Annotated in this window: 13 protein-coding genes and 1 pseudogene; 13 read left to right on the plus strand and 1 reads right to left on the minus strand. The window is 67.0% G+C overall.

What is annotated here, in order from left to right; translation table 11 throughout:
• The 11 genes and pseudogenes from RI841_RS06875 to lipB all read left to right on the plus strand — a co-directional run.
• Positions 1-477, plus strand: a pseudogene (locus tag RI841_RS06875) (gamma-glutamyl-phosphate reductase); the annotation flags it as partial.
• Positions 478-536: 59 nt separating this feature from the next.
• Positions 537-1,166 (plus strand): nicotinate-nucleotide adenylyltransferase, encoded by a 630-nt coding sequence (gene nadD, locus RI841_RS06880; protein WP_310704860.1) that lies wholly within the window; start codon positions 537-539, stop codon positions 1,164-1,166.
• 75 nt (positions 1,167-1,241) lie between these two features.
• The gene (gene rsfS, locus RI841_RS06885; protein ID WP_310704846.1) at positions 1,242-1,610 is read left to right on the plus strand and encodes a ribosome silencing factor; all 369 of its coding nucleotides are present in this window, start codon (positions 1,242-1,244) and stop codon (positions 1,608-1,610) included.
• Positions 1,607-2,074 (plus strand): 23S rRNA (pseudouridine(1915)-N(3))-methyltransferase RlmH, encoded by a 468-nt coding sequence (gene rlmH, locus RI841_RS06890; protein WP_310704847.1) that lies wholly within the window; start codon positions 1,607-1,609, stop codon positions 2,072-2,074. Before rsfS ends, rlmH begins: the two co-directional genes overlap by 4 nt.
• Positions 2,075-2,189: 115 nt before the next feature.
• The gene (gene mrdA, locus RI841_RS06895; RefSeq protein ID WP_310704848.1) at positions 2,190-4,103 is read left to right on the plus strand and encodes a penicillin-binding protein 2; all 1,914 of its coding nucleotides are present in this window, start codon (positions 2,190-2,192) and stop codon (positions 4,101-4,103) included.
• Positions 4,100-5,260, plus strand: coding sequence for a rod shape-determining protein RodA (gene rodA, locus RI841_RS06900; RefSeq protein ID WP_310704849.1), 1,161 nt, complete (start codon positions 4,100-4,102; stop codon positions 5,258-5,260). Before mrdA ends, rodA begins: the two co-directional genes overlap by 4 nt.
• A 123-nt stretch (positions 5,261-5,383) precedes the next feature.
• The gene (gene mltB / locus RI841_RS06905) at positions 5,384-6,451 is read left to right on the plus strand and encodes a lytic murein transglycosylase B (protein ID WP_310704850.1); all 1,068 of its coding nucleotides are present in this window, start codon (positions 5,384-5,386) and stop codon (positions 6,449-6,451) included.
• A complete protein-coding gene (locus RI841_RS06910; RefSeq protein ID WP_310704852.1) occupies positions 6,448-7,377 on the plus strand; it encodes a septal ring lytic transglycosylase RlpA family protein in 930 nt (309 codons plus the stop codon). Before mltB ends, RI841_RS06910 begins: the two co-directional genes overlap by 4 nt.
• A gap of 51 nt (positions 7,378-7,428) precedes the next feature.
• Entirely contained in the window at positions 7,429-8,631 is a 1,203-nt protein-coding gene (locus RI841_RS06915; protein ID WP_310704854.1) for a D-alanyl-D-alanine carboxypeptidase family protein, read from the plus strand.
• A gap of 187 nt (positions 8,632-8,818) precedes the next feature.
• Positions 8,819-9,130: a DUF493 domain-containing protein gene (locus RI841_RS06920; protein WP_310704855.1), complete on the plus strand. Its 312-nt coding sequence runs from the start codon at positions 8,819-8,821 to the stop codon at positions 9,128-9,130.
• On the plus strand, positions 9,130-9,801 hold the full coding sequence (lipB, locus tag RI841_RS06925; RefSeq protein ID WP_310704856.1) for a lipoyl(octanoyl) transferase LipB: 672 nt from the start codon (positions 9,130-9,132) through the stop codon (positions 9,799-9,801). The genes RI841_RS06920 and lipB overlap by 1 nt, the downstream gene beginning before the upstream one ends.
• A gap of 114 nt (positions 9,802-9,915) precedes the next feature.
• On the opposite strand, the gene lipA is transcribed toward lipB, so the two are convergent.
• Entirely contained in the window at positions 9,916-10,968 is a 1,053-nt protein-coding gene (gene lipA / locus RI841_RS06930) for a lipoyl synthase (RefSeq protein WP_310704857.1), read from the minus strand.
• A gap of 314 nt (positions 10,969-11,282) precedes the next feature.
• On the opposite strand from lipA, the gene RI841_RS06935 reads away from it, so the two are divergent.
• Positions 11,283-13,955 (plus strand): DUF3141 domain-containing protein, encoded by a 2,673-nt coding sequence (locus RI841_RS06935; protein WP_310704858.1) that lies wholly within the window; start codon positions 11,283-11,285, stop codon positions 13,953-13,955.
• 249 nt (positions 13,956-14,204) lie between these two features.
• A partial coding sequence (topA, locus tag RI841_RS06940; RefSeq protein WP_310704859.1) for a type I DNA topoisomerase occupies positions 14,205-15,684 on the plus strand: 1,480 nt, incomplete at its 3' end.

A 15,684-nucleotide genomic window follows, 5' to 3' on the forward strand; every position in this document is an offset into this window, starting at 1 on the left:
ATGGAGACCCTGCTGGTCGATGCGCCGGTGGCCGAGACCCTGCTGCCGAGGCTGGCCAGCGCCTACGGCGAGCATGGCGTCGAGCTGCGCGGCTGCGCGCGGACCCGGGCGATCCTCGGCGACATCATCGAAGCCACCGAGGCGGACTGGCAGGCGGAGTACCTCGCGCCGGTGCTGGCCATCCGCGTGGTCGACGGCATCGATGACGCCATGGCCCACATCGAGCGCTACGGCTCGCGCCACACCGATGCGATCGTCACCGAGTCCTACGGCCTGGCGCGCCGCTTCCTCGCCGAGGTGGACTCGAGTTCGGTGATGGTCAACGCCTCCACCCGCTTCGCCGACGGCTTCGAGTACGGGCTCGGGGCGGAGATCGGCATCTCCACCGATCGCCTGCATGCCCGGGGCCCCGTGGGGCTCGAGGGGCTGACCACCCGCAAGTACGTGGTGCTCGGCGACGGCCAGGTACGCCAGTGAGTCGGTCGGGCCTGCCCGTCAGGGCCGACCGCGGCCCGTCACCCTCGCCCCGGGTCGCCATGCTCGGCGGCACCTTCGATCCGGTCCATCTCGGGCACCTGCGCAGTGCTGTGGAGCTTCGCGAGGCATTGGCCCTGGATCGTGTGAACATGGTGCCCGCCGCCATGCCGCCGCTGCGCGGCGAGCCCCGCGTATCGCCCGCCGACCGCCTGACCCTGTTGCGTCTGGGGATCGGCGATACGCCGGGCCTGGTCGCCGACCCCCGGGAGCTCGAACGTGACGGCCCCTCCTACAGTGCCGATACCCTCGCCTCGCTGCGCCGGGAACTGGGCCGTGAGGCCCGCCTGGTGATGGCACTGGGCCATGATGCCTTCCTGCGGCTGGCCGATTGGCACGAGCCAGAGCGACTCTTCGAGTTGGCCCATGTGGTGGTGATCGATCGACCGGACCATCAGGCGTCGCTGCCCGGGGCTCTGGTCGATCTGCTGGCGGCGCGGGAGGTCGAGGAGAGCGAGGCGCTGATGGCCCGGCCCGCCGGGCGGCTGCTGCGCCTCAGGCTGCCCTCGCGCATGGCGATCTCGGCCACCGAGGTGCGCCAGCGCCTGGCGTCGGGCCGCAGTGTACGCTATTTGCTGCCGGAGGCGGTGGAGGCGCATATCGTGTCGCGGGGCCTTTATCGGCAGCGCTGAATGCTGCCCACGCGGGCATCAAGTCGGTACAATGAACAATGACTCCCCGCTGATGAAGGGCTGACACGAAGGGCTATGCATATCGACGCACTCAAGACTCTGGTGATCGACGCACTGGAGGACCTCAAGGCCCAGGACATCGCCGTCCTGGATGTCTCACGGCTGACCAGCGTAACCGATCTGATGGTAGTGGCCAGCGGCACCTCCAGTCGCCATGTGGCGGCACTGGCGGACAGCGTGGTCCAGGCTGCCAAGGAGCAGGGCGTGCCGCCGCTGGGTGTCGAGGGCGAGAGCGGTGCCGACTGGGTACTGGTCGACCTGGGCAATCTGGTGGTGCACGTGATGCTGCCCGAGACCCGGCAGCTTTACGACCTGGAGCGACTCTGGGCCGATCTACCCAGCGATACGGAACCCCGGCTCGAGGAAGAGGTGCAGGGTTCATGAGGCTCCGCCTGCTGGCGGTGGGCACGCGCATGCCCGATTGGGTGTCCCGCGGTGTCGAGGAGTATCGCAAGCGCCTGCCCAGGGATTTCGCGCTGGAGGTGGAAGAGATCGCACCGGGGCAACGCGGCAAGAACGCCGATGTGACACGGGCCATGGCGCTGGAGGCTGAGCGCATCCGGGGGCGTCTCCGGGGGGGTGAGCATCTCGTCGCCCTGGAGGTGGGGGGCAAGACCTGGAGCACCGAGCAACTGGCCCGGGAGGCCGATGCCTGGCGCCTCGAGGGGCGTGATGTGGCGCTGCTGGTGGGTGGCCCCGATGGCCTGGATCCCGCCCTCTCGGCGAGTGCCGACCAGCGCTGGTCGCTGTCGCCACTGACGCTGCCCCATCCGCTGGTGCGCATCCTGCTCGCCGAGCAACTCTACCGCGCCTGGACCCTGCTGGTGGGTCATCCCTACCACCGTTGAAGCCGCTATCGGTTCAAGACCGCTGAAGGCTGTTTTTCCATGACCGCTGAAGGCTGTTTTTCTCCATGATCGCTGAAGGCTCTCCGGCTCAATCACTGCGAGGTCATCATCGAGCATGCATCGGCGCCGTCAAACCCTGAAGAACCCGGAACAGGAACTGCGTGCCTTCCGCATGCGCTCCCTGCTGGCCGTGCTGGTGGTGGTGTGCCTCACCGGGCTGCTCGGCGGGCGGCTGTTCTATCTGCAGGTGGTTCAGCATGAGGTCTACAGCACGCGCTCCGAGAAGAATCGCGTGCGAGTGGAGCCGTTGCCGCCCACCCGCGGGCTGATCTACGATCGCAACGGCGTGCTGTTGGCCGAGAATCGCCCTACCTACAATCTCACCCTGGTACGGGAGCGGGTCGAGGATCTCGACGCTACCCTGTCGTTGCTGGTCGACCTGCTGGAGGTTCCCGAGGAGGAGGTCGAGGCCTTCCGGACGCGGTCGCGGCAGCGACAGCGTCCTTTCCAGCCAGCGTTGCTGATGAGCGATCTCGACGAGGACCAGATCGCCCGGCTGGCAGTCAACCGGCATCGCCTGCCCGGCGTGGAGGTGGAGGCGCAGCTGTTGCGCTACTATCCCGACGCCGAGACCATGGTGCACGCGCTGGGCTATGTGGGGCGCATCAATGCCGAGGAGCTCGCGGGCCTGGATTCGGGCAACTATGCCGGCACTCACTTCATCGGCAAGACGGGGGTGGAGCGCTTCTATGAGGATGAGCTGCACGGCCAGGCGGGATTGCGCAAGGTGGAGACCAATGCCCGCGGCCGGGTGTTGCGCGAGCTGGGTCACACCGACCCCGTTCCCGGCAAGGACCTGACCCTGACGCTCGACAGCGAACTGCAGAAACTCGCCGTGGAGCTGCTCGACGGTCGTCGGGGGTCCATCGTGGCGATTGCCCCGGGGAGCGGCGAGATCCTCGCCCTGGCCTCGGTGCCGGGGTTCGACAGCAACCAGTTTGTTACCGGCATCGACGTGGCGTCCTACCGGGCGCTACAGGAGAACCTGGACCTGCCGCTCTACAACCGGGCCATCCGCGGTCATTATCCGCCGGGCTCCACCATCAAGCCCTTCCTGGCCCTGGCGGGGCTGGCCGAGGGCAAGATTACCCCCGATACCACCATCCGTGACCCCGGCTACTACCAGTTGCCCAACGATTCCCGGCGCTACCGCAACTGGCTGCGCTGGGGGCACGGCCGGGTCGATCTGGAGCGCGCCATCGCCGTTTCCAACAACACCTATTTCTACTCCCTGGCCCATGATCTGGGGATCGATCTTATTCAAGAGAACATGTCGGCCTTTGGCTTCGGTCAGCGGGTGGCCCACGATGTCCAGGGCGAAAGTGATGCGCTGATGCCCTCCCGGGACTGGAAGCGGGGGCGCTTCAATCAGCCCTGGTACCCCGGCGAGACCCTCTCGGTGGGCATCGGCCAGGGCTATTGGCAGCTTACCCCGCTGCAGCTGGCCACCGCCACGGCGGTGCTGGCCAACCGCGGCCAGTGGGTCAAGCCACGCCTGGCCCAGCGGGTAGGCGATGAGGAGGTCCCCGTTGAACTGCCGGACACCCCGCCCGACATCACGCTTGACAACGAGGGGTGGTGGGATCGGATCGTCTCGGGCATGGAGAAGGTAGTCTCGGGTCAAGAAGGAACCGCGCGGCGCATCGGCAAGGACCTCGAGTACCGGATGGCAGGCAAGTCCGGTACCGCCCAGGTGTTCTCCCTGGGCCAGGACCAGAAGTACAACGCCGACGAGCTCAAGGAACGGCTTCGCGACCATGCCCTTTTCACGGCCTTCGCGCCGGCGGAAGATCCCCGGATTGCAGTGGCGGTGATCGTCGAGAATGTCGGTGGTGGCAGCACTCACGCGGCCCACCTGGCCAAGGCGATGACCGATGCCTGGCTGCTCGAGGACGAGGCCCCGGCTACCGAGGAGGTGCGCGAGGTGCTCGAACGCGAGGATGACCGGGTGGCGGAGAACGAAGGATGAGCTGGAGTGCGCTGACGCGCGGCTTGCGGGCCCATCCCGTCAAGCCCTCCCTGAGTGGTATCGCCCGACGGCGCAGCCTCTGGGAGCGGATCCACCTGGATCCCTGGCTGCTTGGCATGCTGCTGGTGCTGATGCTGGCCGGCCTGGTGGTGCTTTACAGCGCCAGCGGCCAGCGCCTGTCGGTGGTGACCGCCCAGGCCATTCGCTTCTGCGTGGCGCTGGTGGTGATGGCGGGTCTCGCCCAGCTCTCGCCGACGACCCTGCTGCGCTGGACGCCACCGGTCTACGTGGTCGGCGTGCTGATGCTGGTGGCCGTGGAACTGATCGGTGACATGGGCATGGGTGCCCAGCGCTGGCTGGTGATTCCCGGGGTGATCCGCTTCCAGCCTTCGGAGCTGATGAAGCTGGCCATGCCGATGATGGTCGCCGCCTGGCTGAGCCGCCAGCCGCTTCCGCCGCGCTGGCGCGACCTGATGGTCTGTGCGGTGATCATCGGCCTGCCGGTGGTGCTGATCGCCAAGCAGCCTGACCTGGGGACCTCGCTGCTGGTCACCGCTGCAGGCGTCTTCGTGATCCTGCTGGCGGGCCTCTCCTGGCGTTTCATTCTGTTCTGCGGTGTGCTGGCGGCAGCCGCGTTGCCGCTGCTGTGGATGAACCTGCACGACTACCAGCGCCAGCGGGTGCTGACCTTCCTCGACCCCGAGAGCGACCCGTTGGGGGCGGGCTGGAACATCATCCAGTCGACCACCGCCATCGGTAGTGGCGGCTTCTGGGGCAAGGGGTGGCTGCAGGGCACCCAGTCACAGCTGGAGTTCCTTCCCGAGCGGCATACCGATTTCATCGTCGCGGTCCTCGGCGAAGAGTTCGGGCTGGTGGGGATGCTGGCCTTCCTGCTGCTCTACCTGCTGATCGTGGGGCGCGGGCTATGGCTTGCCGGCGCTGCCCAGGAAACCTTCGGTCGCCTGGTGGCGGGCAGCATCATCCTGACCTTCTTCATCTATGTCTTCGTCAACGTGGGCATGGTCAGCGGCATCCTGCCGGTGGTCGGCGTGCCGCTGCCGCTGGTCAGCTATGGGGGGACCTCCAGCGTGACCTTGATGGCGGGTTTCGGTATTCTCATGGCCATTCATGCCCACCGCCGCCTGCTGCCGCGCTAGATGTTGTTTGGAGCCGTTTTGGGGTCAGACCCCGGCGGAGGCTATCACCGCTGGCATGGTGCACTATGATAGGCCTGACGGCTTGGCCGGGGTCTGACCCCAGAGGGCACAGGGAGAGATGCAATGACGGTATCGTCACCACGGAGAAAACGCTGGATGGCCTGGCTGGCGGCCGGGCTGCTGGCATGGGGGGCGACGACGGGACAGGCGGCGGACTTCGATCCGCAGCGCCATGCCGAGGCAGGACGCCTGATGGAGGAGCTGGTCGAGAGAGGGGTCGACCGTGACTGGCTCCAGGCCGCTCTTGAGGAAGCCGAATACCGTCAACCGGTCCTGGATGCCATGGCCGGCGCCGCCGAACATCGCCTGCGCTGGGACGAGTATCGTGCCATCTTCCTGGATGCCCCGCGCATTGCCAACGGGGTGGCCTTCATCGAGACCCATCGGGCGGCCTTCGAGAGGGCCGAGGCCGAGTACGGCGTGCCACCAGAGGTCATCGCCGCCATCATCGGTGTGGAGACCCGTTACGGAGGCGTCAGGGGACACCACCGCGTCATCGATTCCCTGGCGACGCTGGCCTTCCATCACCCCAGCCGGGGGGGCTTCTTCCGCGGCGAACTGGCCGCCTTCCTGGAGATCGCCTACGAGGAAGCGCGGGCGCCGGGCAGCCTGACGGGCTCCTACGCGGGGGCCATGGGCTATCCCCAGTTCATTCCTACCAGCTACCGCGCCTATGCGGTGGACTTCGATGGTGACGGGATCCGCGACCTCTGGACCAACCCGGTGGATGCCATCGGCAGCGTGGGTAACTACTTCGCCGAACACGGCTGGCGCGCCGGCGAACCGATCTACCATGAGGCGGAAGGCCCTGCTACGCCTCCCGACGGCATCGACTTCAATCGCGCCGCGCGGCCGCCCGCGGTGACCGCGGCAGAGCTCGCCGCGGCGGGCCTCGAGATCCCGGGCGCGATGGCTGACGATCATCGCCTGCTGCCGGTATCGCTGGAGGATGGCGAAAAGACTTGGCGCTACGTGCTCGGCGAGCACAATTTCTACGTGATCACCCGCTACAATCACAGCCACCTGTATGCCATGGCGGTGATCGAGCTCGCCGAGGCGATTGCCGACGCACGGGGTCTGGAGGCCCACTGGCTCGACGCCACCGACACCACCCGGGAGGAGGCTTCATGAGACGCACCTGTGCCGCCCTGAGCGTGCTGCTGCTGCTGGCCGGCTGTGCTGGAGGGGGAGGTGGGCCCCGTCCGGCCTCCGATGAGGCGTCCCGCAAGATGCCGGCCACCGCCGGAAGTGGCGAACGCTATGTCCTGGCCGGCGACGCCTATCCCGAGGACCCGCCCGACGTCGCCGAGGTGCCCGACGCGGTACCGCGTCGCGAGGCGCGCTCCAGGGGAGGCAACACCTCGCCTTACGAGGTGTGGGGCAAGCGCTATGAGGTGATGGCGGACGCGCGTGGCTACAGCCGCCAGGGCAGGGCCTCCTGGTATGGCGAGAAGTTCCATGGGTACGCGACCTCCAACGGCGAGATCTATGACATGTACAAGATGAGCGCCGCCCACCGCTCCTTGCCCCTGCCCAGCTTCGTTCGTGTCACCAGCCTGGAAAACGACCGCTCGGTGGTCGTACGGGTCAACGACCGCGGCCCCTTCCACAGCGACCGCGAAATCGATCTCTCCTATGCGGCGGCGGCCCGCCTTGGCATTCTGGAGCAGGGCACCGGCCGGGTGACGGTCGAGGCCATCGACGTGGAACGCTGGATCGCCGATAACGGCGATGCCTCCCGGCCGAGAGTCGCCTCGTCGCCCCGGGAGGACGCGGTGGCATCGGTCCCCGCTGCGCCAGCGGCCAGTCGCGAGCCGTCCGTGGCCGGCGGCAGTGTCTTCCTGCAGGTAGCGGCCCTGGGCTCTGCCGACAGTGCCCGGCAGCTGAAGTCGCGCCTCGAGGGTGAGATCGACCGGCCCGTGCGCGTTGCCAGTGTCACCGGGCTCCATCGGGTCCAGGTTGGCCCCCTGGATGCCGCCGGCCAGGTGGATCCCGTCCGCGAGCAGCTGCGTCGGGCAGGCTTTGCCCAGGCCTTCGTCGTCAACGATGCCGACTGAGTCGGTCCCTTTCCGAACCATCCCGCGATGCCCTTGATGAGACCCCTTGCCATGAGATTCACGCTTTTCTTCCACCGTCGCCGGCTGTTGCCGTTGCTGCTGGTCAGCCTGCTGCTGGTCGTGTCACAGGCTTCGTCCCAGGTGATCCCGACGCCGCAGACCATGATTCCCTCGCCGCCGCAGCTGGCGGCCAGTTCCTGGATCCTGATGGATGCCGACAGCGGACGGGTGCTGGTCGAGCACAATGCCGACGAGCGCCTGCCACCGGCCAGCCTGACCAAGCTGATGACGGCCTATCTCGTGGAGCGCGAGCTCGACCGAGGCAATATCGCCCCGGAGGACCTGGTGCCCATCAGCGAGAAGGCCTGGCGCACCGGGGGGTCCAAGATGTTCATCGAGGTCGATACCCTGGTCGCGATCGAGGAACTGCTCAAGGGCATCATCATCGTCTCGGGCAATGATGCCAGCGTGGCCATGGCCGAGCACCTGGCCGGTGGCGAGCGCCCCTTCGCCGACCTGATGAACCAGCACGCCACCCGACTGGGCATGCACAACACCAATTTCGTCAATGCCACCGGCCTGCCCGACGAGAACCACTACTCCTCGGCGCGGGACCTGGCGCTGCTTTCCCAGCACATCATCAACGACTACCCGGAGCACTACGCGATCTATGCCACCAAGCAGTTCAACTACGGCGGCATCGAACAACCCAACCGCAATCGCCTGCTGTGGCGCGACAGCAGCGTCGATGGCCTGAAGACTGGCTGGACCGAGGCCGCCGGGTACTGCCTGGTGGCCTCGGCCAAGCGCGATGACATGCGCCTGATCTCGGTGGTCATGGGCACCGGGTCCGATGAGGCCCGCGCCCAGGAGACCCAGAAACTGCTCAGCTACGGCTTCCGCTACTACGAGACCCTCAAGCTCTATGACGCCGGTGCCGTGCTCAATACGCCACGGGTCTGGGGCGGCGACAAGAACGAACTGCGTGTCGGCGTCGACCGTAACGTGGTCATGACCGTGCCGCGCGCGCGTAACGAGGAGCTCACCGCCAAGCTCGACCTTCAGACCGACCTCACTGCGCCCATCGCGGCCGGGGACCGGGTGGGGACCATGGAGGTGCGCCAGGGCGAGGAGGTGGTCGGCGAGCGCCCGCTGGTCGCCCTCGAGGGCATCGAGGAGGGCGGGTTCTTCAAGCGGCTCTTCGACCAGGTGCGGCGCTTCTTCACCAACCTGATCGGCGGCTGGTTCGACTAGGGCCTTCGGCCAGCCGCAAGGCACAAGGATCAAGAAGCAAACCCCTTGGCTTGCTTCTTGATCCCATGTTCTCTTGACCCCTTGACCTCTTGACCTCTTGACCTCTTGACCTCTTGACCCCGGCGTTGGTCTCTCCGCACCAGGTTGGGTAAAATAAGGATATATTCCCGACCTGCCGGAAGGCTTCATGAACGACAACTCCCTGCGTGATCTTCGCAAGCCCCGTCGCCAGGCCGGTGGCAAGCCGCCGAAGATCACCTTTCCCTGCAACTACCCGATCAAGGTCGTCGGCGATGCCGCCGAGGATTTCGCCGCCACGGTCTGCCAGATCGTCATCCGGCATGATCCGGCCTTCGATGCGACCGCCATCCAGGTGGTCCCCAGCCGCCAGGGCCGCTTCCAGTCGGTGCGCCTGACGATCCGCGCCACCGGCGAGGCGCAGCTCAAGGCACTCTTCGACGAGCTCAAGGCCACCGGCCGCGTGCACATGGTCGTCTGATGGCAACCGAGAACGCTCTGCCGCCGATCCAGCTGCATCGCCTGGGCCGCCGTCCCTATACGCCTGTCTGGCAGGCCATGCGTGACCTCACCGACGGCCGTGATGCGCAGACCCCCGATCAGTTCTGGCTGGTCGAGCACGACCCGGTGTTCACCCAGGGCCGTGCCGGCAAGCCCGAACACCTGCTGATGCCCGGCGACATCCCGGTGGTGGCCACCGACCGCGGCGGGCAGGTGACCTACCATGGTCCTGGCCAGGTCGTGCTCTACCCGCTGCTCGATGTGCGGCGCTCGCGTCTGGGCGTACGCGACCTGGTCAGTGCGCTGGAGAATGCGGTGATTGCCCTGCTGGCCGAGCATGGGGTGGTGGCCCAGGCCCGCCCCGACGCGCCCGGCGTCTATGTGGGCGAGGCCAAGATCGCCTCGCTGGGACTGAGGATCCGTCGCGGCGCCAGTTTCCACGGGGTGGCCCTCAACGTGAACGGCGATCTCTCGCCGTTCTCGCGGATCAACCCCTGCGGTTATGCCGGCATGGCCATGACGCGGCTGGCCGACCTGAGTGATGACGGCCCGGACATCGAGGCGGTGGGGGAGCGCCTGGCGAAGTGCCTGGCGCGGGAGCTGGGGAGGGAGCTAGAAGCGCCAAGCAGCCATGCGCCGAGCCACAAGTAACCCCCGAAGGCAATGATCTTCGGGGGTTGTTTTTGTTTTCGGGGCTCACTCTGGATTGCTTGGCCGCTTGGCCGCTTGGCCGCTTGGCCGCTTGGCCGCTTGGCCGCTTGGCGCTTATCCCACGTTCACCGCATCGATGCGATTCGCGTCGGCTTGCTGGCCGGGTACGTCGGCGGGGGCGGCCAGGCCCAGGTTGTTCTTCTCGAACACCCGGTCGGCCCGATAGCTGGAGCGCACCAGCGGACCGGACGGCACTTCCATGAAGCCCTTCTCCAGGCCCAGCACGCGATAGCGCTCGAACTCCTCCGGCGTGACCCAGCGCTCCACCGGGAGGTGGTTGCGCGTGGGGCGCAGGTACTGGCCCAGGGTCACGATGTCGACGCCGATGGCCCGCAGGTCGTCGAAGGTGGCCAGTATCTCCTCCTCGGTTTCGCCGAGGCCGAGCATCAGGCTGGTCTTGGTGATCACCGTCGGCCGGTGACGCTTGGCGTGGGCCAGCACGTCCAGTGTCTTGCGGTAGCCGGCCCGGGGATCGCGGACCCGCTCGGTGAGCCGTTCGACGGTCTCGACGTTCTGGGCGAAGACCTCGAGCCCCGAATCGACCACCCGCTCAATCGCCGAGGGCTCGGCATCGAAGTCCGGCGTCAGCGCCTCGACGACCACCTCGGGCGTGCGAGCCTTGATGGCACGGATGCAGTCGGCGTAATGGGTGGCGCCGCCATCGGGCAGGTCATCACGGTCCACGGAGGTCAGCACGATATAGCGCAGGCCCATCAGCTCGACGGAGCGGGCGGTATTCTCCGGCTCTTCCGTGTCCAGCCAGCCTCGGGGGTTGCCGGTATCCACCGCGCAGAACCGGCAGGCGCGGGTGCAGACCGAGCCCATCAGCATGATGGTCGCGGTGCCGTTGCTCCAGCACTCGCCCTGGTTGGGACAGTGCGATTCGGCACAGACGGTGCTGAGACGATGGGTGGCTACGTTCTTCTTGACCGCCTCGAAGCGTTCGCCGCCGGGAATCTGCGCGCGCAGCCACTTCGGCTTGCGGCCGTTGGCACCGCCATCCTCGGCCTGACGACGCGCCTTCATGCCATCCTTGATGGCGGCCGTGCCATGGTCGTTGCGGTATTTCTCGCCGCTGGAGACGCGTGGGGAGGGGGTGTCGCTCATAGCATTGAGCCTCTCTGCTCGCCGGCTGTCGACGCCATGGGGCGCTGTCCCGGGGTCTCCGGGAGTGCGCCGGCCGGCGGTTCCAGGCAGCCTGGCACGTCGAATGTTGCGTGGGTCTCAAGGTGATAAAATACCACAGGATTTGCGTTCCTTGACAGCCAGGGTCGTGGCAGAGCTCCCCTGAAGGCAGCTTAGGGCATCGGCATCCAATGCTCGCAGCGCCTCTGCTCATGCGCTATATTGCACTGCAACAAAGACCGCTTTCATGCATCGCCGACGGGATTTCCCGGCACCGAGCAACCCTGGAGCTCAAGATGAATTCCCTGATACCGACTCCCGCAGCCAGCGTGCTGCCTTTCATGGATCCGTTCGGTTTCGGACGCGCCGCCTGTGATTACTGGCGTGACACCCTGGAGCGCAGCGTGCTCTTCATGGATGTCATGCGCCAGCGCGGCAACCAGTATCTCGAGCATATCGAGCAGACCAAGCCCAATGTGCTGGGTTTCGATACCGAGGTGCTGATGGACGGCCGCACCTTGTCTCGTCCGGTCAACTACGAGCTGCTGCGCATTCAGCCTCCCGAGGGGGTGGAAACCGACCTGCAGATGCGCCCCTTCGTGGTGGTGGATCCGCGTGCCGGCCACGGCCCGGGTATCGGCGGCTTCAAGCCCGACAGCGAGATCGGCGTGGCCCTGCGGGCGGGGCATCCCTGCTACTTCATCGGGTTTTTGCCCTATCCGGTCCCGGGGCAGACCGTCGAGGACGTGGTCGAGGCCGAGGTTGCCTTCCTGCGCCACGTCATCGAGCGTCATCCGGAGACGTCCGAAAAGCCGATGGTGGTCGGCAACTGCCAGGCCGGCTGGCAGATCATGATGGCCGCGGCCCTCGAGCCTGACCTCTTCGGCCCGATCCTCATCGCCGGCTCGCCGCTCTCCTACTGGGCCGGTGAGCGCGGCAAGGCGCCGATGCGCTATACCGGAGGGCTGTCCGGCGGTAGCTGGATGACCTCGCTGTTGAGTGACATGGGCGCCGGCCTCTTCGACGGCGCCTGGCTGGTGCAGAACTTCGAGCGCCTCAACCCCGCCAACACCTGGTGGACCAAGCAGTATCAGCTCTACGCCCAGGTCGATACCGAGGCGGAACGCTATCTGGAGTTCGAACGCTGGTGGGGCGGCCACGTGGTGCTGGGGGGCGACGAGATCCAGTACATCGTCGACAACCTCTTCATCGGCAATCGTCTCTCCACCGCCCAACTGGTGACGTCCGACGGGCGGCGCATCGACCTGCGCAACGTGCGCTCGCCGGTGGTGGTGTTCTGTTCGCGCGGCGACGACATCACGCCGCCGCCCCAGGCCCTGGGCTGGGTGCGTGACCTCTACGAGGGGGTCGAGGACGTGATCGCCAACGAGCAGACCATCGTCTACTGCGTGCATGACACCACCGGTCACCTGGGTATCTTCGTGTCCGGCAGCGTCTCCCGCAAGGAGCATGCCGAGTTCACCGCCAACATGGACTACATCGACGTCCTGCCGCCTGGGCTCTACGAGACCACGGTGTCCAGTGCCGCCGAGCGCGAGGATGCCGAACTGATCGAGCGTGACTACTTGCTGGAGTTCTCGCCGCGGACCATCGAGGAGCTCGACCAGGAGGTCCAGCATCGTCCCGAGGATGATACCCGCTTCGCCGCGGTGGCGCGGATCTCCGAGATCAACCTGGGCTTCTACCGCGCCTTCATGCAGCCCTGGGTCCAGGCCATGGCCACGCCCGAGTCGGCCAAGTGGATGCGGCGCATGCATCCCAACCGCTTGGGCTACCGTCTGTTCTCCGATCGCAACCCGCTGATGACAGCGGTCCCGGTGCTGGCCGACAAGGTGCGCGCCGACCGCCATCCGGTGCACGAGGACAATGTCTTCCGCGCGGTGGAGGGCATCGTCTCCGACCAGATCACCCGTAGCTTGAACGCCTGGCGGGACCTTCGTGACAGCAGCAGCGAGCGTTTCTTCCTCGATTTCTATGGTCAGCCGTTGCTGCAGGCCATGGTGGGTCTGGGCGGTGACGCCCATGCGCATCGTCGTCGCCCGGGAGCCGAACCCGAGCATCGCCGCTTCATCGAGCGTCGCCGTGACGAGATCCATCGCGCGATTACCGAGGGCGGCACTCACGAGGCCGTCATGCGCTCGGTGATCCATGTGCTGGGCGGCGCCCCGGCCACCGACGAGCGCAACTTCAAGCGGCTGCGGGCCTCGCGGGCCGAACTCGAGCCGGGCGCCCAGCTGGCCGACTTCAAGCACCTGGTGCGTGAGCAGTTCTTCACCCTCCAGCAGGACCACGAGGCGGCCCTGGAGGCGATCCCGAGCCTGCTGAAGGGCCAGACGGCCGGCCAGATCGATGCCCATCTGGCGCATATCGAACATGTGCTGGCGGCCAGTGGTGAGCTCAGCGAGCATGCCGCGGATCGCTTCGAGCGCATCAAGGGGTTGTTCCACCAGGCCATCCAGCATGCGCCCCAGGAGGAGCAGGACGCACGGCGGGAAGCCCAAGAGAGGATGGGCAGTCAGGCCCAGGCCGGACAGCGCGCACGCCATGAGATGGAGAACCTGATGGAGTCGCTGCCCGTCGCCGAGCAGGCATCTGCCGCGGCCACGGATCCTGCCCCGTCGGAGCAGGCGTCCGGCAAGGGGGAGTCCGAGGCCCCGGCACAACCGCCGGTCAGTGAGCCTGCCGCCCGGGCGGCAGCGCCAGAGCCGGCCAGTGACTCGGCTCCCCAGGCCCCGGCGGAACAGGCATCCGATGAGGCATCCACCGAGGCATCCGACGAGGCATCCACCGAGGGCGGTGAGGCCTCCCCTGACGTCGAGGCGGGCGCCAGCAGCACCTCGCCAGCGCGCCAGGACACGGCCCCGAGCGCCAAGGCGCCGGTCAAGCGCAAGCCCACCAGTCGCGGCACGCCGCGGAAGCGGACGCCGCGCAAGACCGGCAAGAGCTGATCGTCCAGCGTAGCAGTACCCGCGCCCCCGCCCGTCACCGGCGGGGGCGCTGTCATTGCAGGCATCGGCGTTCTCGCCTTGTCGTTCGGGTACCGCGGGGTCTAGGTTCAAGGAGTCGCCTGCCGGTGGCGACTAGCGTGAAGTCGATCGCTGGGGTAGGGTAAGCGCATTTTTCACCCGCCATAGAGGGTGGGCCGAAACCGTCTGGCGTCAGCCGTCGCGCTGGCACCATCAGCACAGTGGAGCACTATGGGCAAGTCACTGGTCATCGTCGAGTCGCCGGCCAAGGCCAAGACGATCAACAAGTATCTCGGCAACGACTTCATCGTGAAGTCGAGCGTGGGGCACATTCGTGACCTGCCGACCAGCGGCGCCGGCAAGGCGGCCTCGGACCCCAAGGAGCGTGCCCGTCAGGCGGCGGCGACCCGCAAGATGTCCCCGGAAGAGAAGGCCGAGCACCGCAAGCGCAAGGCCCATGACCAGCTGATCCGGCGCATGGGCATCGACCCCGAGCACGGCTGGAAGGCGCATTACGAGATCCTGCCGGGCAAGGAGAAGGTCGTGGCGGAGCTCCAGAAGCTTGCCGAGAAGGCCGACGCGGTCTATCTCGCCACCGACCTTGACCGCGAGGGGGAAGCCATCGCCTGGCACCTGCGCGAGACGATCGGTGGTGACGAGAGCCGCTACCGGCGGGTGGTGTTCAACGAGATCACCAAGAACGCCATCCAGGAGGCCTTCCAGGATCCCGGCAGCCTGAACATCCCGCGCGTCGAGGCACAGCAGGCGCGTCGCTTCCTCGACCGGGTGGTGGGTTTCATGCTCTCGCCGCTGCTGTGGGCCAAGATCGCCCGCGGCCTCTCCGCCGGGCGAGTGCAGTCGGTGGCCACCCGGCTGATCGCCGAGCGCGAACGCGAGATCCACGCCTTCATTCCCGAGGAGTTCTGGGACGTCCATGCCGACCTGCGGCCCACCGGCGACGACCCGACCACGGTGCGCTTCGAGCTGGTGCGCCAGGACGGCAAGGCGTTCCGGCCCACCTCCGAGGCCGAGACCCTGGAGCGCATCGCCGCGTTGCGCAAGGCGCGTCTCGCGATCACTGCCCGGGACGACAAGCCGACTCGGTCGAAGCCCAACGCCCCCTTCATCACCTCGACGCTTCAGCAGGCGGCCAGTGGCCGCCTGGGCTTCTCGGTGAAGAAGACCATGACCCTGGCCCAGCGCCTCTACGAGGCCGGTTACATCACCTACATGCGCACCGATTCCACCAACCTCTCGAAGGATGCGGTGGACAACGTGCGCGAGTTCATCGGCACGGAATTCGGCGCTCGCTACCTGCCCGAGGCGCCCAATCGTTACTCCAGCAAGGAGGGCGCTCAGGAAGCCCACGAGGCGATCCGTCCCTCCGAGGTGGATCGCCGGGCCACTGACCTGGCCGGCATGGAACGCGACACCGAGCGCCTCTACGAGCTGATCTGGCGCCAGTTCGTGGCCTGCCAGATGACGCCGGCCGAGTACCTCTCCAGCACCCTGAGCGTGGAAGTCGATGGCTTCGAGCTCAAGGCCAAGGGGCGGGTGCTGAAGTTCGACGGCTACACCCGGGTAATGAAGCCCATGGGGCGCAAGGAGGAGGACCAGTCCCTGCCCGACCTCGCCGAGGGCACGCCCATGACCCTCGAGCGCCTCGACCCCCAGCAGCACTTCACCAAGCCACCCCCCCGCTACACCGAGG

The sequence above is a fragment of the Halomonas sp. genome, from assembly GCF_031581305.1.
In the GTDB taxonomy this organism is placed as follows: domain Bacteria; phylum Pseudomonadota; class Gammaproteobacteria; order Pseudomonadales; family Halomonadaceae; genus Halomonas.